Origin of the sequence: Nocardioides sp. J9 (assembly GCF_007829375.1) — a bacterium.
Classification (GTDB): domain Bacteria; phylum Actinomycetota; class Actinomycetes; order Propionibacteriales; family Nocardioidaceae; genus Nocardioides.
On the sequence record NZ_VLJQ01000001.1, the window covers coordinates 112,383 to 131,992 of the forward strand.

Annotated in this window: 18 protein-coding genes; 12 read left to right on the forward strand and 6 right to left on the reverse strand. The window is 72.6% G+C overall.

The features are described 5' to 3' along the window. Window positions 1–29 precede the first annotated feature (29 nt). From L615_RS00490 to L615_RS00500, 3 genes are read left to right on the forward strand one after another with little or no spacing between them, the layout of a single operon-like run. The gene (locus L615_RS00490) at window positions 30–1,370 is read left to right on the forward strand and encodes an NAD(P)/FAD-dependent oxidoreductase (RefSeq protein WP_036516324.1); all 1,341 of its coding nucleotides are present in this window, start codon (window positions 30–32) and stop codon (window positions 1,368–1,370) included. Next, a complete protein-coding gene (locus L615_RS00495; RefSeq protein WP_145723739.1) occupies window positions 1,367–1,996 on the forward strand; it encodes a TetR/AcrR family transcriptional regulator in 630 nt (209 codons plus the stop codon). The genes L615_RS00490 and L615_RS00495 overlap by 4 nt, the downstream gene beginning before the upstream one ends. Beyond that, the gene (locus tag L615_RS00500) at window positions 1,993–2,925 is read left to right on the forward strand and encodes an alpha/beta fold hydrolase (RefSeq protein ID WP_145723740.1); all 933 of its coding nucleotides are present in this window, start codon (window positions 1,993–1,995) and stop codon (window positions 2,923–2,925) included. The genes L615_RS00495 and L615_RS00500 overlap by 4 nt, the downstream gene beginning before the upstream one ends. Here the strand turns inward: L615_RS00500 and L615_RS00505 are convergent. Continuing rightward, a complete protein-coding gene (locus L615_RS00505) occupies window positions 2,910–3,581 on the reverse strand; it encodes a heme oxygenase (biliverdin-producing) (RefSeq protein WP_261376509.1) in 672 nt (223 codons plus the stop codon). The two genes, L615_RS00500 and L615_RS00505, sit on opposite strands and share 16 nt — an antisense overlap. Before the next feature lie 181 nt (window positions 3,582–3,762). Between L615_RS00505 and L615_RS00510 the strand changes: the two genes are divergently transcribed. From L615_RS00510 to L615_RS00535, 6 genes are all read left to right on the forward strand, one after another. Further along, complete coding sequence (locus L615_RS00510; protein ID WP_145723741.1) at window positions 3,763–4,827, forward strand: hemin ABC transporter substrate-binding protein; 1,065 nt, start codon at window positions 3,763–3,765, stop codon at window positions 4,825–4,827. Between the two features lie 92 nt (window positions 4,828–4,919). After that, window positions 4,920–5,939: a FecCD family ABC transporter permease gene (locus L615_RS00515; RefSeq protein WP_396954677.1), complete on the forward strand. Its 1,020-nt coding sequence runs from the start codon at window positions 4,920–4,922 to the stop codon at window positions 5,937–5,939. Continuing rightward, a complete protein-coding gene (locus L615_RS00520) occupies window positions 5,936–6,751 on the forward strand; it encodes a heme ABC transporter ATP-binding protein (protein WP_051485326.1) in 816 nt (271 codons plus the stop codon). The genes L615_RS00515 and L615_RS00520 overlap by 4 nt, the downstream gene beginning before the upstream one ends. After that, the gene (locus L615_RS00525) at window positions 6,748–7,890 is read left to right on the forward strand and encodes a hypothetical protein (protein ID WP_145723743.1); all 1,143 of its coding nucleotides are present in this window, start codon (window positions 6,748–6,750) and stop codon (window positions 7,888–7,890) included. The genes L615_RS00520 and L615_RS00525 overlap by 4 nt, the downstream gene beginning before the upstream one ends. After that, entirely contained in the window at window positions 7,880–9,313 is a 1,434-nt protein-coding gene (locus L615_RS00530) for a PT domain-containing protein (protein WP_145723744.1), read from the forward strand. The genes L615_RS00525 and L615_RS00530 overlap by 11 nt, the downstream gene beginning before the upstream one ends. A 41-nt stretch (window positions 9,314–9,354) precedes the next feature. Then, window positions 9,355–10,779, forward strand: coding sequence for an HtaA domain-containing protein (locus L615_RS00535; RefSeq protein WP_145723745.1), 1,425 nt, complete (start codon window positions 9,355–9,357; stop codon window positions 10,777–10,779). A 46-nt stretch (window positions 10,780–10,825) separates the two neighbouring features. Here the strand turns inward: L615_RS00535 and L615_RS00540 are convergent, their stop codons facing one another. From L615_RS00540 to L615_RS00560, 5 genes are all read right to left on the reverse strand, one after another. Beyond that, the gene (locus L615_RS00540; RefSeq protein WP_145723746.1) at window positions 10,826–11,401 is read right to left on the reverse strand and encodes a TetR/AcrR family transcriptional regulator; all 576 of its coding nucleotides are present in this window, start codon (window positions 11,399–11,401) and stop codon (window positions 10,826–10,828) included. Window positions 11,402–11,510: 109 nt separating this feature from the next. Continuing rightward, on the reverse strand, window positions 11,511–12,335 hold the full coding sequence (locus L615_RS00545; RefSeq protein ID WP_028653943.1) for a purine-nucleoside phosphorylase: 825 nt from the start codon (window positions 12,333–12,335) through the stop codon (window positions 11,511–11,513). 37 nt (window positions 12,336–12,372) lie between these two features. Further along, complete coding sequence (locus L615_RS00550; protein WP_145723747.1) at window positions 12,373–13,956, reverse strand: serine/threonine protein kinase; 1,584 nt, start codon at window positions 13,954–13,956, stop codon at window positions 12,373–12,375. Between the two features lie 54 nt (window positions 13,957–14,010). Then, window positions 14,011–14,463 carry a gamma-glutamylcyclotransferase family protein gene (locus L615_RS00555; RefSeq protein WP_028653944.1) on the reverse strand — a complete coding sequence of 151 codons (453 nt, stop codon included), beginning with the start codon at window positions 14,461–14,463 and terminating at the stop codon, window positions 14,011–14,013. A gap of 89 nt (window positions 14,464–14,552) precedes the next feature. Continuing rightward, window positions 14,553–15,743, reverse strand: coding sequence for a S8 family peptidase (locus tag L615_RS00560; RefSeq protein ID WP_186449656.1), 1,191 nt, complete (start codon window positions 15,741–15,743; stop codon window positions 14,553–14,555). Window positions 15,744–15,860: 117 nt separating this feature from the next. Between L615_RS00560 and lpdA the strand changes: the two genes are divergently transcribed. The 3 genes from lpdA (at window position 15,861) to L615_RS00575 (ending at window position 19,532) form a co-directional block, all read left to right on the forward strand. Continuing rightward, the gene (gene lpdA, locus L615_RS00565; RefSeq protein ID WP_145723748.1) at window positions 15,861–17,261 is read left to right on the forward strand and encodes a dihydrolipoyl dehydrogenase; all 1,401 of its coding nucleotides are present in this window, start codon (window positions 15,861–15,863) and stop codon (window positions 17,259–17,261) included. Between the two features lie 119 nt (window positions 17,262–17,380). After that, complete coding sequence (locus L615_RS00570) at window positions 17,381–18,121, forward strand: hypothetical protein (protein WP_145723749.1); 741 nt, start codon at window positions 17,381–17,383, stop codon at window positions 18,119–18,121. A gap of 43 nt (window positions 18,122–18,164) precedes the next feature. Next, entirely contained in the window at window positions 18,165–19,532 is a 1,368-nt protein-coding gene (locus tag L615_RS00575) for an NAD(P)H-quinone dehydrogenase (protein ID WP_145723750.1), read from the forward strand. Window positions 19,533–19,610: the final 78 nt, after the last annotated feature.

Here is a 19,610-nt window from a genome sequence, read left to right on the forward strand (position 1 = left end):
CGTCGGGGGCTCCCGGCCGGGAGGAAGAGATGAGCGGTCCCACCGTCGCCGTGATCGGCGCAGGCATCAGCGGCCTGACGACGAGCAAGATGCTGGCCGACTACGGCCTGGACTTCACGACCTTCGAGTCCTCGGACCGGGTCGGTGGCAACTGGGCCTTCGGCAACCCCAACGGGCACAGCAGCGCCTACCGCTCGCTGCACATCGACACCTCGAAGCACCAGCTGTCCTTCAAGGACTTCCCGATGCCCGAGGAGTACCCCGACTTCCCGCACCACACGCAGGTCAAGGACTACCTCGACGCCTACGCCGACGCCTTCGACGTCCGGCGGCGCATCGAGTTCGAGAACGGCATCGTGCACGCCCGCCGGCTGCCCGCCGAGGAGGGCGGCGGCTGGGAGCTGGAGACCCAGCGCACCGGCACGCGGCGCTTCGACCGGCTCGTCGTCGCCAACGGCCACCACTGGGACCCGCGCTTCGCCGACAAGCCCGGGGAGTTCACCGGCCTGACCATGCACTCCCACGCCTACATCGACCCGCGCACGCCGTACGACCTGACCGGCAAGCGGATCCTCATCATCGGCCTGGGCAACAGCGCCGCCGACATCGCCGTCGAGCTCTCGAGCCGCACCCTCGACAACGAGGTCGTCATCTCGACCCGGTCGAGCGCGTGGATCGTGCCGAAGTACTTCGCCGGGACGCCGGCCGACAAGTACTACCGCACCTCCCCGCACGTCCCCTTCGCCTGGCAGCGCAAGTTCGTCCAGGTCATGCAGCCGCTGACCGCCGGCCGCCCGACCGACTACGGCCTCCCGGAGCCGAACCACAAGTTCTTCGAGGCGCACCCGACCCAGTCGGTGGAGCTGCCGCTGCGCCTGGGGTCGGGCGACCTGCGGGCCAAGGGGGACATCGAGCGCTGGGAGGGCTCCACCGTCCACTTCGTCGACGGGACGAGCGAGGACTTCGACGTCGTCATCCACGCCACTGGCTACAACATCACCTTCCCGTTCTTCGACGAGGACTTCATCAGCGCGCCGGAGAACCACATCCGCCTCTACAAGCGGATCTTCAAGCCGGGCATCGACGACCTCGCCTTCGTCGGCTTCGCCCAGGCCACGCCGACGCTCTTCCCGTTCGTCGAGTGCCAGACCCGCCTCGTCGCGGCCTGGCTGGTCGGGCGCTACCAGCCACCGCCGCCGGCCGAGATGGAGCGGGTCATCGACGAGGACCAGCAGAAGTACACCGCGCACATGGTGCAGCGGCCCCGGCACACCCAGCAGCTCGACTACTTCCTCTACGAGCACGATCTGCGGGTCAAGGAGATCCCGGCCGGGGTGGCCCGTGCCTCGGCCGGCACGGGGGCGCGGTGAGCGAGGAGCGCCGCTGGGCGCGGATGGTCGACCGTCGCAGCGTCAACCGCGGTGACGCCCGCCGGGCCGCGCTGCTGACCGCCTTCGACGAGCTGTTGCGCGAGCAGAGCCTGGAGGAGGTCAACGTCGCCGAGGTCTCCCGCCGCGCCGGGGTGACCCGCTCGGCGTTCTACTTCTACTTCGAGAGCAAGGCGGCCGCCGTGCTCGCCCTCATGGCCGACCTGTACGACGACGCGTCGGCCGCCACGGACCTGCTGGTCAAGGCCGAGGGGGAGCCGGAGCCGCGGCTGCGGCAGGTGGTCACCGCGCTCTTCGACTCCGTCGACCGGACGCCGCACACCTACCGCGCCCTGCTCGAGGCGCGCGCGACCAGCCCGACGGTGCGCGAGCTGTGGGAGGAGGGGCGCGCGGAGTTCGCCGGCATGGTCGCCGAGACGATCGAGCGCGAGCGCACCCTGGGCCGCGCGCGACCCGGCCCCGACGCCGGCGCACTGGCAGCCGTCCTCCTCGACGTCAACGACCAGGCCGTCGAGCGACACGCGCTCGGGGTCGGCCCGCCGCGCGCGCAGCACATCGACGCACTCGTCCACATCTGGATCCAGAGCATCTACGGGAGCACCTCGTGAGCACCACCTTCGACTTCACCTCCGCCGGCATCCGCTGCGCCGCCACCCACTTCCCGGGCGAGGACGGCGCCCCGGTCGTCGTCCTCGCGCACGGCCTCGCCGGCACGCAGGACGCCGGCATGTGGCCCTTCGCCGAGGCGTACGCCGCCGCCGGGTTGCACGCCGTCACCTTCGACTACCGCTGCTTCGGGGCCAGCGACGGCCAGCCGCGCCAGGTCGTCTCGCTCGCCGGCCAGCTCGCGGACCTGCACGCCGCCGTCGACGCCGCGCGGAGGCTGCCCGGCGTCGACCCGGACCGCGTCGTGCTGTGGGGCGCCTCGCTGGGCGGCGGGCACGTCGTCTCCGCCGCGGCCGGGCGCACCGACGTCGCGGCGGTCGTGTCCGTCGTACCCATGGTGGACGGGGTGGCCGCCGCCCGGCTGGCGGCGAAGCACCACGCCCCGGCGCAGCTGCTCGCCTCCACCAGTCGCGGTGTGGCCAGCGCGCTGCGCCGCCGGGCCGGCCGCGGCCCGGCGATGATCCCGGTCGTGGCGCGGCCGGGGGAGCCGGGCGCCCTCACCCTCCCCGGCGCCTACGAGGACTACCTCGCCATCGCCGGCCCGACGTGGCGCAACGAGGTCGCCGCCGACGTCGTGCTCGAGCTCGGGACCCGCGCACCCCTCAAGGCGGCGGCGCGGCTGGGGGAGCAGGGTGTCCCGTGGCTGGTGCAGGTCGCCGACTTCGACCGGAGCGCCCCGCCGCACGCGGCGATGAAGGCTGCCGTCGCCGGTCGGGCCGAGGTCCGCCACTACCCGGGCGACCACTTCGACCTGTTCGCCGGCAAGCCCTTCCACGAGCCGGCCGTGCAGCACGCGCTGCACTTCCTGCGCCGGGCGCTCGGCCTCGCGCCCGCCGCTGCGCCGACGTCCGGGGCTCAGGCGGTCCGGTAGTCGTCCAGGTCCTGGCCCAGCTCGACGAACAGCGCCTGGTTGAGCGCGAAGACGGCCCTGACCTCGTCGACGACCCGCGCGACCTCGTCCTGCGAGAGCGGCAGTGCGTCGAGGGCGGCGCGGTAGGTGTCCTTGAAGAGCTTGGGCTTGGGGATCCCGGTGAACTCGTAGAACGCCGTGCCCCGGCCCTCGGGGATGTCGTAGGTGCGGCGCAGGATGCGGCCGATCACCTGGCCGCCCGAGAGGTCGCCGAGGTAGCGGGTGTAGTGGTGTGCGACGAGGGCGCCGGTCCACTCGGCGGAGGCGATGCGCTCGGCGTACGCCGTCGCGGCGGGGGACTCGATGGCGTCGGCGTCGACGCCCGGCGCCCAGTGGGCGAGGTCGGCGTCGATCGCAGCGAGGCGCTCGAGCGCCGGGTCGTGCAGGGGAGCGATGAGCTCGTCGTCGGCGTGCTCCGCGACGGCCTTCTCGAGCGCCGCGTAGATCCGCCGCAGGCGAAGGAGCAGGTCGGTGTGGGCCTGCGAGGTGAGCCTGCCCTCGAGCAGCTCGGCCATGAAGGACGAGTTCTCCGCGGCCTCGTGCTCGCTGCGCGAGCCCTCCCGCATGGCGACCGACAGCGGGACGGCGGCGGTCGGGGTCTCGGTCACAACGGTCACGTGCGCTCCTGCAGTCGGGAAGGTGTTGACAGATTGTCAGCAAGTTTGTGACAGGTTGTCAAGAAGAATCCTTGGATAGGCTATCCTAAGTAAGGATGTGCTACCTTCCTGCACGCCGGCCTCGGGACCCCGGCGAGCAAGCCTGCTGGCGTGAGCCCTGTCGCTGAGGAGCGAACCCTTCATGACCCACCCCCCGGTCCGTGGTGCGCGGGCGCTCGTCCCGCTGGTCGTCGCCGTGCTGGTGCTCGCGCTGGCCGGGTGCGGGCTGTCCGCGCCGGACTCGGGCAACGGCGGGGACCGGGAGGCCGGCAAGGCCGCGCCGCGCCTCGCCGACGTCGAGCCGGCGGTCGAGCCCGTCGCCTCGCCCACCCCGGAGCTGCCCGTCACCGTCACCGACAACCAGGGCACCGAGGTGACGGTGGAGGACGCCAGCCGGATCCTCGCCCTCGACGTCTACGGCACCCTCGCCCGCACCGTGTTCGAGCTCGGCCTGGGCGACAACGTCGTCGGCCGCGACACGACCACCCAGTTCGCCGAGGCCGCCGACCTGCCGCTCGTCACCCAGAACGGCCACGACCTCTCCGCCGAGGCGATCCTCGAGCTCGACCCCACCGTGATCCTCACCGACACCTCGCTGGGCCCGTGGAACGTCGTGCTGCAGATGCGCGAGATCGGCATCCCCGTCGTGGTGCTCGACTCCCACCGCGGCCTGGGCAACGTCGACTCCCTGATCACCGACGTCGCCGAGGCGCTCGGGGTGCCGGAGGCGGGCCGGGCGCTGGTCGAGCGCACCAGCGCGGAGGTCGACGAGGTCCGCGCGGTGCTGGAGGAGGTCGCGCCCGAGGACGTGACCGACCAGCTGCGCGCCGTCTTCCTCTACGTCCGCGGCCAGGCCGGCGTCTACTACATGTTCGGCGCCGAGTCCGGTGCCGAGGGCCTGATCGACGCCCTCGGCCTGTACGACGTCGCCGCCGAGATCGACTGGAGCGGGATGAAGCCCGTCACCGACGAGGCGATCATCGCCGCCCAGCCCGACGTCGTCCTGATGATGAGTGGCGGCCTCGAGTCCGTGGACGGCGTGCCCGGCCTGCTCGAGCGGCTGCCCGCCCTGGCCAACACCCCGGCCGGCGAGCGCGAGCGGTTCGTCGACATGGAGGACTCGCAGATCCTCGGCTTCGGACCGCAGACGGCCGAGGTGCTCAACGCCCTCGGTGTCGCCATCTACGCACCCGAGGCGCTGAGGTGAGCGCCGCGCCCGGCACCCTGCCCGAGGCCCCCGGCGCCCGCCAGCGCGAGGCCGGTACGCGCGGCAGCTGGCGCACCAGCCTCACCAACCGCGTGGGCCTGGTCTCCACCCTCGCTGTCCTGCTGGTCGTCGCGGTCGTGCTCGGTGCCGGCCAGGGCCAGATGCAGATCCCCGCCTCGGAGGTGCTCGGCTCGGTGCTGCACCGCCTGGGCCTCGACGTCGGCCCGCTGCCCAGCCACCCCCGTGGCGAGGGCACCCTCTGGGACGTCCGGTTCCCGCGCGTCGTGCTCGCCGTGCTGGTCGGGGCCTCGCTGGCCACTGCCGGTGCGGTGATGCAGGGCGTGTTCGGCAACCCGCTGGCCGAGCCCGGCGTCGTCGGCGTCGCCTCCGGCGCCTCGGTCGCCGCCGGTGCGGTCCTCGTCTTCCACATCTCCTTCCTGGGCTCCTGGACGATCGCGTTCGCCGCGTTCCTCGGTGGCCTCGCCGCCACCACGCTGGTCTACCTGCTCTCCCGCGCGGGCGGCCGCACCGAGGTGGTCACCCTGGTGCTGACCGGCGTCGCGATGAACGCGATGACCTCGGCCGCGCTGGCCTTCCTCATGTTCCTCGGCGACCAGCAGGCCCGCGAGGAGATCGTCTTCTGGACCCTCGGCAGCCTCAACGGCACCCGCTGGGAGGCCGTCGCGGTGGTCGCACCACTCGCCGCCGTCGGCATCGTCGCCGCCCTGCTGCTGGCCCGCTCGCTCGACCTGCTCGCACTCGGCGACCGCGCTGCCTTCCACGTCGGCCTCGACGTCGAGCGGCTGCGGATGCTCGCCATCGTCGTGGTCGCCGTGCTCACCGCCGCCGCGGTCGCCTTCGCCGGGACCATCGCCTTCGTCGGCCTCGTCGTGCCGCACCTGGTGCGGATGATCGCCGGCCCCGGCCACCGGCTGCTGATCCCGGCCAGCGCGCTCGGCGGCGCGGTGCTGCTGACCTTCGCCGACCTGTGGGCGCGCACCGCGATCGACAACGCCGACCTGCCGATCGGCATGCTCACCGCGCTGGTCGGCGGTCCCTTCTTCTTCTGGCTCATCCGGCGCTCGCGCCGCTCCGCGGGAGGCTGGGCATGAGCGCGATCGAGGCACGTGGCATCGAGGTCGTCCTCGGTGGGAACCAGGTCCTGCGCGGCGTCGACCTGGCCGTCGAGCCCGGTGAGCTGGTCGCGCTGGTCGGACCGAACGGCGCCGGCAAGTCCACGCTGCTCTCGGTGCTCTCCGGTGACGTCGCCGCCACCGCGGGCAGCGTCGACCTCGACGGCCGACCGCTGGCGTCGTACTCGGCCCGGGCGGCGGCACGCCAGCGCGCGGTGCAGCTGCAGCACCAGGGCCTGGCCTTCGGCTTCCGCGTCCACGACGTCGTGATGATGGGCCGCAGCCCGTGGTACCGCACCCCCCGGTCGGCCGACGACGAGGACGTGGTGGCGGACGCGATGCGCCGCACCGACGTCGGCCACATGGCCGAGCGCTCCTTCCCGACGCTGTCGGGCGGGGAGCAGGCGCGCACGTCGTTCGCCCGCGCGCTGGCCCAGCAGACCCCAGTGCTGCTGCTCGACGAACCCACCGCGGCGATGGACATCCGGCACCAGGAGGCGGTGCTCGAGGTCGCCCGGACCCTGGCGCGCGAGGGAGTCGCGGTGGTCGTCGTGCTGCACGACCTGTCGCTGGCCGCGGCCTACGCCGACCGGATCTGCGTGCTGAGCTCCGGCACCGTGCGCGCCGAGGGCCCGCCCGCCGAGGTGCTCACCTCGTCCCTGCTCACCGACGTCTACCAACACCCCGTGGAGGTGCTCGTGCACGACGGCTACCCGGTGGTGGTGCCGGTCCGGCGCCGCAGCCCCGAGAACCCGGTCGGTGGACCCGTCGTCGAGGAGGCGCTGCGATGACCGCCCGCCGTCCCGCCCGGCTCGCCGCGCTGGCCCTCGTGCTGGCGCTCGTGGGCCTGTCCGGCCTCGCCCCGGTCCCGGCTGCGCACGCCGCGGCCCGGGTGACGGTCGTCAACGACCAGGGCAGCGCCGCCATCGACCCGACGTACGCCACCCGGCTCAGGGTCAGCGGGCGTGGCTTCCAGTCGGTGCGCGGCGGCCACGGCGGCATCTACGTCTTCTTCGGCACCGTCAGCGGCCAGTGGCGGCCCAGCAAGGGCGGCTCGACCGGCGAGAACTACTTCTACGTGCCGGACAGCGAGTCGAGGGACAACGCCGGCCACCAGGCCTACGTCGCCTTCCCCGGCTCCGACACCGCGGGCTCGGCCAACGGCGGTGTCGTGACCGCGGACGGCCGCTGGTCGACGACCATCAACGTCCCCGGTGCGACCTTCCGGTCGGTCGACCGCAAGGGGAAGATCCGGACCATCGACTGCCGCAAGGTGACCTGCGGGATCATCACGGTCGGCGCCCACGGCGTCGCCAACGACGCCAACGAGACCTTCACCCCGGTCGCCGTCCGGGACCTGTACGGCGGGAGTGCGCCCTCGGGCACCAGTCGCACCGGTCCCGACGACGTCGCGACCCCGGACGCGGCCGTGGAGGCTGCCGAGGACGCCGCCCGGACGGGGAAGCCCGCGAAGCGGGTGAAGCCGGTGCTGTCCGTCGACCGCCGCGCCGCCGTCGCCGGACGGGTGCTGTCCTTCACCGCCCGCGGCCTGCCTGCGGGCGCCCAGGTCTCCGCCGTGCTCGACGACGGCGTGGTCGCCGCCGGCCCGTTCCTCGTCGGCGACGCCGGCCAGGTCACGGGGGTGCTGACCCTGCCGCTCGACCTCGGCTCCGGCACCCACGAGCTGCGGCTGTTCGGCCTCGACGCCGGCGCGGGCGCCGACGGCGAGGACGCCCCCGTCGTGCGGTTCGCGGTGGCCGCGGCCGACGACACCGCGCCGGCTGCCGCCGAGACCACCGACGCGGACGACGAGGTGGCAGCCGACCGGCTCGGCATCGCCTTCTTCGTGCTCGCCGCGCTGGTCCTGCTCGGTGCCGTGGCGCGCCTCGTCCTGGTCGCGCGGCCGCGGAGGTCCGCCGATGCGGCCTGAGACCTCGCCGACGACCATCGTGCGGCGCGCGCTCGCCGCGGTCCTGGCCGTGCTCGGCCTCGTCGCCTGCGCCATCGGGATGGCCTCCGTCGGGGCCGGTGCCGCCGTCGCTGACGAGCCGGTCGCGGAGGCGGCGAGCACGACGCAGCCGACGCAGCCGACGCAGCCGACCCAGCCGTCGGAGCCGTCGGCGACCGCGGACCCCACGGGCGATCCGGACGCGACGGACGACCCCTCCGTGCAGCCGTCGGACGACCCGACCCAGGACCCGAGCGACGAGCCGACCGACGAGCCCAGCTCCCCGCCCGTCGATGGCGTGGAGCACCTGACGAGCGCCGTGCTGCGCTGGGGCCTCAACAACGAGTCCAACACTGCGGCGTACAACCCCGGCACCTACAACTTCCTCGTCGCCGGCCGGATCCCCGACCCCGGCAAGGGTGGCCAGCTCATGCCGGCGTCGCGCTGGAAGCAGAAGGTCGGCAACGTCGCGGTGGAGAAGTGGGACGCCGCGAGGAAGGCCTGGCGACGGGCCACCTGGACGGGCCTGCGCACCGACAGTGGCGGCAAGGACCTGCGCATCGGGACCCCCAGCGAGCACCAGCTGGTCTTCTCGCGTGGCACCGGCACGCTCGACCGCGCCGCCGGCACGGCCCGCATCGCCTGGGACGGCGACGCCACCGTCGTCTACTACTCCGGCGTCAGCTTCTTCTACCTCTCCGACCCCGTCCTCACCATCGCCGAGGGACGCGGGACCCTGACCGCGACCCTCGGGGGCTTCGGGTCGTCCCAGGCAGACATGTCCCTCTGGCTGCCGCTGCCCGAGACCGAGGTCACCGTCGCCACGCTCTCGGACGTCCGTCTGGTCGGTGACGGCTTCACGGTGACGCCGGACTACCGCGGCGTCGCCGTCGAGCTGGAGACAGGCACCCAGAAGCGCGACGCGAAGGGGTGGGGCGCCTTTCCCCAGGGCTGGGTGAGCTTCATGGAGAAGGTCGGCACCGCGAGCTTCTGGTACACCAGCGGGGGTTTCGCCGACCCCAACAAGGAGCCCCTGCCCGTGACCGTGGCGTGGCGTGCCGACCGGGCCGTGGCACCGACGCCCGCGCCGACGGCAACGGCACCCGCCGAGGTCGAGAACAGCGCGCCCCCGCCCCCCGGCACCGGTGAGGTTCCGTTCGCCGTGGGCGGCCCCCCGGTCGGCAGCGGCGCACTACCTCCGGTCGCGCCGGCGGCGGCGCCCGGCGCGCAGGCCGGGTCGCTGCTGGCGCGCCCCGAGCCCCACGTGGCCCTGCAGCCGATGTCCGCCCCGGTGGCTGCACCCGCCGACCGTGCCTGGACGTGGTGGGGCGGCGGCGCGCTGCTCCTCCTCGCCGCGGCCGCGCTCCTCGTCCCCGGACCGCTCCCGGTCCGGGGACGTCCCTGAACCCCGTCTCGACGACGAGAACCCCAAGAAAGGGAGATCCCATGTCCACTCTCACCCCACGGCGTCGCTCCCGGCTGCGTGCCGGTGTCGCCGCGGCGGCGGCCGCAGGCCTCACCGCTGCTGGTCTGAGCCTCGTCCCCGGCCTCACGGCCCCGGCCCAGGCCTCCGCCGCCAGTCCGGAGCTGACCTGGAAGGTCTCCGGGTGGTTCGACAGCCACCTGGGTACCCACAGCTGGACCGGTGGCGTCACCGAGAGCGAGGACGGCGTGCTGACCTTCCGCGGCGGTGAGCGCCGCCTGGTCGAGGGCGTCGAGCAGGTCGAGTACGACGGCTCGGTGACGGGTGCCTTCGTGTACGGGGGCACGCGACACTACTCGGTCACGATCGCCGATCCGGTGGTCGTGATCGACGGCGCGGAGGGCGCGATCAAGGCGACCGTGTCCGCGACCGTCAACGAGGAGCCGGACACCCCCGCAGCGCAGGTCACGCTGACCACGTTCGACGCGAGCGCGGCGACCGGGACGCCGGGAGAGGGTCTCGAGTCCCTCGTCGCCACCCCGCGCTGGGCTGACGTCCTGCAGGCGGCGGACGCGCCGGAGGGCCTGCTCGACGCTGACAAGCCGCTCGAGGGCAAGTCCTGGGACATCTCGCTGCTGTCCCACCTGCCGAAGAGCCTGCGGGCGCACTTCCACAAGACCTCGACCTCGGCGAGCCAGGAGACGAAGGCGCCGGCCGAGTTCACCGCCGAGGTCCCGGACACCTACACGGTCGACTCCAACGTCACCGTGACCACGACCTCGCAGGGCACCTCGGGCGCCACGATCCGCGCCACGGGCACCGGCTTCGTCCCGCCGGTGATCGGCGACTTCGGCATCTACGTCGTGGTCGGCGTGGCCGGTGGCCGGCCTGAGGGTCAGTCCGCAGCAGAGGGCATCGAGAACTCCGTCGCTGCGGGCTGGCTGGCGAAGACGCCCACCCCGGGTGCCACGGGTCACCTGGACAACGGTGCCTTCACGCTCGACCTGAGCCTGCCCGCCAAGAAGCTGGTCAAGGGCAAGAAGTACGCCGTCTACACGTTCCCCGCCCACTCCGGGCCGCGGACCTACGAGACCGAGACCCCGATCTCGATCAGCTGGGACAAGGTGTTCCCGAAGGCCGCGACCACCGCGAAGATCAGGGTCGTCAAGGCCCCGACGACCAAGGCGAGGGGCAAGATCGTCGTCACGGTCAAGGGTGGCGCGAAGAAGCCCTCGGGCAAGGTGCGGGTCACCTACGGCGGCGGTCGCCTCAACGGCAAGGTCGTCAAGGTCGCGAAGAACGTGCGCCTGAACTCCCAGGGCGCCGTCACGGTGGTCCTGCCGAAGTCGGCCAGGGGCAAGCGCACCGTCAAGGTGCGCTACCTCGGCGACAGCACGCACAAGGCCAGCGCGACGGTCGCGAGGACGATCACCGTCAAGAAGAGGTGAGCCGTCGGGTCGGTCCCCGCGCAGCGGGGACCGGCTCAGGCCAGCCTCACGCGCCCGGGCCCCCGGCGCCGACCGCCCGCAGCACGAACGACTCGATCGCTGCCGGCGGCAGGTGCCGGGGGCTCAGGCACGCGTGGACCAGCGACAGCGTGGAGTCGAGGTCGTCGAAGACCATCTGACCGCCGTCGCGGCCGCGCTCGAGGATGCCGCGCAGCACGCCCTCGACCGCGACCACGTGGTCGCGGATCTCCAGGCGGGCGGTGGGGGAGAGCACGCCGTACAGCGCGGGGCCGAAGCCCATGTGGAACTTCTCGCCCGCGGCGAGGTGGTGGCGCACGTAGGTGCGCAGCTGCTGCACCGGGTCGTCGGACCCGGCGAGCGCCGCCTTCAGCTCGGACATGTAGGCCTGCGTCTCGTGCGTGGCGAACGCGACGAGCACGGACTCCTTGTCCGGGAAGTGGTGGTAGATCGCGGTGCGCCCGATGCCGGCGCGCTCGGCGATGTTGCGCATGGTGATGGCATCGAAGCTGCCCTCCACCATGAGCTCGGCGAACGCCTCGAAGATGCGTCGCTGCAGCTGCTCGCGATGAGCGCTGAGCGTCTCTCCCTCGATGCGTGGCACGTGTCGAAGCGTAGCGCCGGCGTCCACGGCACCCGTGGTCGTGCGTCGCTGCCGCCGCTGCCCGTCGCCCGCCAGGGCGACCGCGGGGTGCTTCCCGTCCGGGTGCGGGTCAGATGCGGGGCACGACCCGGCCGAGCAGGTCGCCCATCCGGGTGGCGGCGGCACGACCGGCCTCGAGCACCTCGGCGTGGTCGAGCGGGGCGTCGCTGATCCCGGCAGCGAGGTTGGTGACCAGGCTGATGCCCAGCACCTCCATGCCGGCTTCGCGGGCCGCGATCGCCTCGAGCGTGGTGCTCATCCCGACCAGGTGGCCGCCGAGGATGCCGGCCATCCGGACCTCGGCGGGCGTCTCGTAGTGGGGGCCGGGGAACTGCACGTAGACGCCCTCGTCGAGGCCCGGCTCGACCTCGCGGCACAGCTCGCGCAACCGCGAGGAGTAGAGGTCGGTGAGGTCGACGAACTTCGCGCCGACGATCGGGGACCGGCCGGTCAGGTTGATGTGGTCGCTGATCAGCACCGGGGTGCCCGGGGTCCACGTCTCCTTCAGCCCGCCGCAACCGTTGGTGAGCACGATCGCCCGGCAGCCTGCGGCCGCCGCGGTGCGCACGCCGTGCACCACGGCCGCGACGCCGTGACCCTCGTAGTAGTGGGTGCGGCTCAGGAAGGCCAGCAGGTGCCGGTCGCCGTCCTCGCCGGGGAGCCGGATCGAGCGGACCTTGCCGGAGTGCCCGACGACCGCCGACGCCGCGAAGCCGGGCAGGTCGGTCACGTCGATCTCGGTGGTGTTCTCACCGGTCGGGTCCAGCGCCTCGGCGGCCGGCAGCCAGCCGGAGCCCAGGACGAGCGCGACGTCGTGGCGGGCGACGCCGGTCAGCTCGGCGAGGCGGGCGGCGGCCTCATCGGCGAGGGCGTACGGCGTGGGGGAGTCGGTCACGGCGCGAGACTACTCGCCGCAGCGAGGGCCGGTCCGCTCACCACGTGGCGACGACGGACTCGGGGACGTAGCCGTGCCGCACCCGCTGCGGGTGGTTGCCGACCTCGAGGTAGGCGAGCTCCTCGCCGGTGCGGGTGGAGAGCACCGCGACGGCGTCGTCGTCGGACAGCGAGACCCAGCAGGTGTCGTCGAGACCCTCGGTCGACCAGTACGGCTTGCCGTAGCCGTGGCCGGTCGTCTCCTCGTCGAAGTACGTCGCCTCGCCGGTCTCGGCGTCGACCAGGGCTGCGTAGTCGTCCATCGTGCCGGCGACGCACAGCGTTCGCCCGTCGCCGCTGATCGCGATGCCGTGGTGCGCGGAGTCGTTGACGTAGGCCTCACGCATCATCGTCGGCACGCGGTTCTCCAGCTCGACGACGTCGACGACGGCGCCCTTCGCGGGCTCCGGCATCCCGCCGAGGGTGTAGTCGGTCGTGCCGTTGAGGTCGGCCGCCTCGGTGTCGAACACGACGTAGCCGTGCAGGAAGGACACCTGCAGGTAGAGCAGCCGGCCGTCCGGGTGCACCGCGACCGGGCGGACCGCGCTGCTCATGCCGGGGTGGCCGGCCTCGGCGAGCTCCTTGCCCAGGTCCCAGCGCTGGAGGACCTCGAAGGTCCCGGCATCGACGTACTGCATCCACCGGTCGGCCTTCACGGCCGCCTCGAGCTTCGACCACGGCAGCGTGCCGAGCAGCTTGTCGAGGCTGAGCAGGTTGACGAGATTGCCGAGGTTGCCGAGGTTGCCGAGGCCCGGCAGGCCACCGAGGAGGCCGCCCAGGTTCAGCTTGTCCAGCGGCAGCCCGAGGAGGTCCCCGTCGGCGGGGTCGAGGTCGTCGAGCGGCGTGTAGACGCGGCCGATCGAGGCGTGCAGGATCCGCTCGCCGTCCTCGGTGTAGTTGCTCTCGTGCGGCGTCTCCCCGGAGGGGAAGGTGCGCAGCCGGTCGCCGACGCGGACCGACTTCCCGTCGAGGGTGCCGTCGATCATCGAGTACTCGATGACCTGGCGGGCGGTGGAGTCGGAGACCAGCAGGCGGGTGCCGTCGTTGGAGACCTGCATGTGGTCGGTGCGGTAGCCGTCCATCTGCTGCTCGCGCACGATCGAGTCGGTGCGGCCGGCGGTCGCCCTGGCGATGTCGATCCAGACCACGTCGGCGAAGCTCGGCCGGGAGACGGCGAGGTACTTGCCGTCCATCGTGGTGAACATGTCGTCGACGTACTGGTTGTGGCCCTGGCCCGGCCCGGCGTTGATCGCGAGGTAGAACACCAGCGCCACCGGGTCACGCAGGATCCGGTTGGTCTCCTCGGCCTTGTCGGGGATGAGGTCCACCCCGCGCTTGAGCACCTCGAGGGTGCGGGCGTCGACGATGCTCGCGGTGCCGTCCCAGTTGTTGCCGACCCACATCACCGAGCGCTGGCCCTCCCCGGCCGGGCGCAGCGCGACGGGCAGGTCGAGGGCCGCGTCGTCCTCGTGGACCCGGGCCTCCTCGGGCACCGGCGAGGTGCCGCAGGCGGCGAGGGCGACGGCGGTGAGGCCACCGGCCACCGCGGTCAGGACACGGGTGAGGCGGGACGTGGTGCGCACGAACGTGACAACGATTCAGGTTCCCCCGAGGTCACGCCCCCGGGGTGGCCGGCGTCACAGCCCGGTCGAGCGGCAGGCGCGTCGGCGCAGCGCCTCGACGTAGTCGGCCGGGGCGTCGGCGGCCTCGGCCGCGTCCGCGATCACGCCGAGGTACGACGCCGAGGGCAGCCCTCCCTCGTAGGCGTCGAGCACGTAGGTCCACGCCACGATCTCGCCGACCATCGTCGAGACCCGCACCTTCGTCTTGCGGTAGAGGCCGGAGTCGGCCGACTCCCACTGGTCCAGGTGCGGCTCGTCGAGCGGGCTGACGTCGTACACGGCGACGAACACGGCGGTCGTCGGGTCCTGCACGATCGTGGCGAGCGCGCCGTCCCAGCCGTGCTCCTCGCCGCCGAAGGTCAGCCGCCAGCCGGTGAGCCAGCCCGTCGTGCGCATCGGCGAGTGCGGGCACCGCTCGGCCATCCGGAGCGGATCGAGGTTGGTGCCGTAGGCGGCGTACGACGTCACCGGGTCAGGTTAGTGCGTCGGCCGGACGATCCCGGGAAGCACGACGCCTCCCGCCCGGGGAGGGCAGGAGGCGTCGTGCCGGTGGCGCGTCAGGCGCCGGTGTAGAGCAGGTGGTTCTCCGGGGTGGCGGGGGAGCAGATGATCAGCAGGATGCAGCTGCGAGCCGTGCCGCTGATCTTGTTCTTCGTCGTGGCGGCGAGGATCGCGTTGCCGACCGCGCTCGGCGACGCCGACGGGTGCGACTGCAGGTAGAGCGCCGCGGCGCCGGCGACGTGCGGGGAGGCCATCGACGTGCCGCTGATGGTGCGGTTGCCGTTGGACAGCCACGCCGAGGTGATGTCGACGCCGGGGGCGAACAGGTCGACGCAGGTGCCACGGTTGCTGAAGCTGGCACGGGCGTCGTTGCGGTCGCTCGCGGCGACCGTCAGCGCGGCGGGCACGCGGGCGGGCGACTTCGAGCACGCGTCGGTGTTCTCGTTGCCGGCCGCGACCGCCATCGTCACGCCGTCGGCGATGACGCGGCTGACCGCGGCGTCGAGGGTGCTGGACGCCCCGCCGCCGAGGCTCATGTTCGCCACGGCGGGCTTGCCCGCCTGGTGGTGGGAGACGACCCAGTCGAGGCCGGCGATGACGGCCGAGGTCGCACCTGAGCCGTTGCAGTCGAGGACCCGGACGCCGATCAGGCGCGCGCTCTTGGCGAGGCCGTAGGTGCCACCGCCGATCGTGCCGGCGACGTGGGTGCCGTGGCCGTTGCAGTCGGTGGCGTCGCTGTCATTGTCGATCTTGTCGGTGCCGGAGGTCGCGCGGCCCTGGAAGTCCGGGTGCGAGGTGAGGATGCCGGTGTCGACGACGTAGACGTCGACGCCGGAGCCGGTGGCGCCGTACGAGTAGGCGTTGTCGAGCGGCAGGTTGCGCTGGTCGACGCGGTCCTGCCCCCAGCTCGGCGTGGGCGTCTGGGTGTCGCTGATCCGCATCGGGCGGTCGAGCTCGACCGCCTTGACCCGCGCGTCGCCGCGCAGGATCGAGAGCAGGGAGTCGGTCAGCGTGGCGGCGAACCCGTTGACGACGTTGTCGTAGACCTGCGTGACGTCGCCGCCCTTGCGGGTGACGAGCGCGTTGGCGGTGGCGCGGGCGTCGGCGCCCGGCTGGAGGGTGACGATCACGTCGAGCAGGCCGGCCGCCTCCGCCTTCGCGGGGGCGGCCTGGGCGGCCGTCGGGACGTGGGTGAGGCCCGCGAGCGCGAGCGCGCAGGCAGCAAGGAATCCGAGAATCCGAGACATGAAGGGAGCACTCCTGTGTCGTGGCGACGGCCCGGTCGGCCGTCGTACCCATGAGTAGGAGGCACTCTGCACCAACGTGATGTGAGACACAAGCACACCCCCGACTAGGCTGGCGCCGTGACCCACTTCGATGTCCTCGTCCTCGGTGCCGGCCCCGGTGGGTACGTCGCCGCGATCCGCGCCGCCCAGCTCGGCAAGTCCGTTGCCGTGATCGAGAAGCAGTACTGGGGCGGGGTGTGCCTCAACGTCGGCTGCATCCCGTCGAAGGCCCTGCTGAAGAACGCCGAGCTCGCGCACACGCTGACGCACGAGAAGGCGAAGTTCGGCATCGAGGGCGACGCGACGATGGCCTACGGCCCGACCCACAAGCGGTCGCGCCAGGTGAGCGCCGGCATCGTCAAGGGCGTCCACTACCTGATGAAGAAGAACAAGATCACCGAGATCGACGGCTGGGGCACCTTCACCGGCCCGAAGACGATCACCGTCGAGGGCGGCGACGGCTCGACGACCGAGTACACCGCCGACGACGTGATCATCGCCGCCGGTGCGACCGTGCGCACCGTCCCGGGCGTCGAGGTCAACGGCAAGAACATCGTCAGCTACGAGGAGCAGATCCTCGACGAGAACCTCCCGTCGTCGATCATCATCGGCGGCTCGGGCGCGATCGGCGTCGAGTTCGCCTACGTGATGAAGAACTTCGGCGTCGACGTCACGATCGTCGAGTTCCTCGACCGGATGGTGCCGACCGAGGACGCCGACGTGTCCAAGGAGCTCGCCAAGCACTACAAGAAGCTCGGCGTGAAGGTGATGACCTCGACCGCCGTCAAGGGCGTCGAGGACACCGGCTCCGGCGTCAAGGTCCGCGTCGCCCCGGCCGACGGCGGCGACGAGCAGGTGCTCGAGGCCGACAAGTTCCTCGCCGCGTTCGGCTTCGCGCCGCGCGTCGACGGCTACGGCCTGGACAAGGCCGGCGTCGAGCTCACCGACCGCGGCGCGATCGCGATCGACGACTACTGCCGCACCAACGTCGACGGCGTCTACGCCATCGGTGACGTCACCGGGAAGATGATGCTCGCCCACGTCGCCGAGGCGATGGGCATCGTCGCCGCCGAGACCCTCGCCGGCGCCGAGACCATGCCGGTCGACTACGACTTCATCCCGCGCGCCACCTACTGCCAGCCGCAGATCGGCTCGTTCGGCTACAGCGAGCAGCAGGCGAAGGACAAGGGGTACGACGTCAAGACCGCGTCGTTCCCGTTCTCGGCCAACGGCAAGGCCCAGGGCCTCGGCGAGGCCGTCGGCTTCGTCAAGATCGTCGCGGACGCGGAGTACAACGAGATCCTCGGCGCCCACATGATCGGCCCCGACGTGACCGAGCTGCTCCCCGCGCTGACCCTGGCCCAGAAGTGGGACCTCACCGCCGACGAGGTGGGCCGCAACGTCTTCGCCCACCCGACGCTGTCCGAGGCGGTCAAGGAGGCGATCCACGGGATCGCCGGCCACATGATCAACCTCTGACCAGCCTCTGGACCAGCCTCTGGCGAGCCCGGTCGCAGCCACGACCGAGGACCTTCGGCCCCGTCGGTTGAGTAGGGGGACTCACGCGCGCGTGGGTCCCCCTGCGCGACTGTTCAGGCATGAAGGATCTTCGCCGGGTCGTCGTCACCCTCGTCATCGGTTCGTTCTCGCTCGCCGCGCTGCTCGGCATCGCCGCCCTGCTCGGGGGAGGTGAGTTCACCGAGACGCAGGGGCGCGTGCTGCTGACGACGGTCGTCGTGGGCGTCGAGTCCACCGTCGTCCTGTGCCTGCTGGCCCTCGCCGGGCACCGGTTCTTCCCGGTCTCCGTGGTCGGCGGCCTCGCCTCCGTCGTCGCCACCGGCGCCGCGCTCACCCTCACCTGGGCCGACTTCGCGTGGGACTCCGGCGCGTGGGACACGCTCTGGAAGACCTTCGGCGTCAGCGGCGTCGTCGCCGGCACCGCCGCCCAGCTCGCCCTCCTGGTCGCGCTCACCCTGCGCCCGGGCCGGGCCGCGGGCACCCTGGGCCTCTTGCTCGCCGGCACCGCCGCGGCCGCCGCCGTCGTCGCCACGATGGTGGTCGTCCCGATCCTCGGGGAGTCCGACCCCGGCGGCACCTACTGGCGCACCTTCGGCGTCCTCGCGATCCTCGACGTCCTCGGCAGCGTGGTGCTCACCGCGCTCGGCGCCTTCGGCCGGGCCCGCGTCCCGCGCCCGACCGACGCTGCGGCGACGCCGGCCGAGCCGCTGGCGCTCACCCCCGACCTGCAGGAGCGGGTGGCGTCGTACGCCCGCAGCCGGGGGACGACGCCGGAGCGGGTCCTGGCGGCCGCGGTCGACCGCTACCTTGCGGCCTCCTGACGCGGGACCGGCGGCGCGCGGCGCGGCTGCAAGAATGGCGGGCATGACCCGCGTGGTGATCATCGGTGGAGGACCCGGCGGCTACGAGTCGGCGCTCGTCGCGGCGCAGCTCGGCGCGGAGGTGGTCGTGGTCGACTCCGACGGGATCGGCGGGTCCGCGGTCCTCACCGACTGCGTGCCCAGCAAGACCCTCATCGCCACCGCCGAGGTGATGACCGAGATGTCCGGCGCCAACGAGCTCGGCATCATCGCCGAGCCGCCGCGGATCGACCTCGGCCGGATCAACCAGCGGGTCAAGGCGCTCGCGCTGCGCCAGTCCGCCGACATCGAGCGCCGCCTGGCCCGCGAGGGCGTGCAGGTCGTGCGCGGGCGCGGCCGGCTCGACGGGCCGGGGCGCGTGGTCGCCACCGGGGACGACGGCACCGAGACGTCGTACGACGCCGACGCGGTCCTGCTGGCCACGGGCGCCTCGCCCCGCACGCTGCCCTCGGCCCAGCCCGACGGGGAGCGGATCCTCACCTGGGAGCAGGTCTACGACCTCGACGAGCTGCCGGAGCACCTCATCGTCGTCGGCTCCGGCGTGACGGGCGCCGAGTTCGCCAGCGCCTACCAGGCCCTCGGCATCCCGGTCACCCTCGTCTCCTCGCGCGACCGCGTGCTGCCCGGCGAGGACGCCGACGCCTCCCTCGTCCTCGAGGAGGTCGCGAAGCGGCGCGGCATGACGGTCCTCGGCAAGTCCCGGATGGAGTCGGTGACCCGTGACGGTGACGTCGTCGCCGTGCGCCTCACCGACGGTCGCGAGGTCACGGGCTCGCACTGCATCCTCGCCCTCGGCTCGGTCCCGAACACCGAGGGCATCGGGCTGGAGGAGGCCGGCGTGATCCTCAAGGACGGCGGCTTCGTCAACGTCGACCGCGTCTCGCGCACCTCCGCCCGCGGGGTGTACGCCGCCGGCGACTGCACCGGCGTCTTCATGCTCGCCTCCGTCGCCGCCATGCAGGGCCGGATCGCGATGTACCACTTCCTCGGCGACGCGGTGGCGCCGCTGGACCTGAAGAAGGTCGCCTCCAACGTGTTCACCGCCCCCGAGATCGCCACGGTGGGCTGGACGCAGAACGCGATCGACGCCGGCGAGATCGAGGCGGCCTCGATCATGCTCCCGCTGCGCGGCAACCCGCGCGCCAAGATGCAGGGCGTCGCGGACGGCTTCGTGAAGCTCTTCTGCCGCCCCGGCACCCGCATCGTCGTCGGGGGAGTGGTGGTCGGCCCGCGCGCGAGCGAACTGATCCACCCGGTCTCGCTCGCGGTCGCCGAGTCGCTGACCGCCGACCAGGTGGCGCAGGCGTTCACCGTCTACCCGTCGATGAGCGGCTCGGTCGCGGAGGCGGCGCGTCGCCTGCACCAGCACTGACCTCGCAGCACCGGGCACCACTGTCCACGACCTCCGGCCACTTCCGCCGGCACCGGGACGTGGTGAGAGAATCGGGGC

Coding starts and splice junctions, on each gene's coding strand:
- L615_RS00560 (WP_186449656.1), bottom strand. CDS start 15,743: ATGTCTCGGATTCTCGGATTCCTTGCTGCCTGCGCGCTCGCGCTCGCG.
- L615_RS00490 (WP_036516324.1), top strand. CDS start 30: ATGAGCGGTCCCACCGTCGCCGTGATCGGCGCAGGCATCAGCGGCCTG.
- L615_RS00570 (WP_145723749.1), top strand. CDS start 17,381: ATGAAGGATCTTCGCCGGGTCGTCGTCACCCTCGTCATCGGTTCGTTC.
- L615_RS00520 (WP_051485326.1), top strand. CDS start 5,936: ATGAGCGCGATCGAGGCACGTGGCATCGAGGTCGTCCTCGGTGGGAAC.
- L615_RS00525 (WP_145723743.1), top strand. CDS start 6,748: ATGACCGCCCGCCGTCCCGCCCGGCTCGCCGCGCTGGCCCTCGTGCTG.
- L615_RS00510 (WP_145723741.1), top strand. CDS start 3,763: ATGACCCACCCCCCGGTCCGTGGTGCGCGGGCGCTCGTCCCGCTGGTC.
- L615_RS00575 (WP_145723750.1), top strand. CDS start 18,165: ATGACCCGCGTGGTGATCATCGGTGGAGGACCCGGCGGCTACGAGTCG.
- L615_RS00530 (WP_145723744.1), top strand. CDS start 7,880: ATGCGGCCTGAGACCTCGCCGACGACCATCGTGCGGCGCGCGCTCGCC.
- L615_RS00535 (WP_145723745.1), top strand. CDS start 9,355: ATGTCCACTCTCACCCCACGGCGTCGCTCCCGGCTGCGTGCCGGTGTC.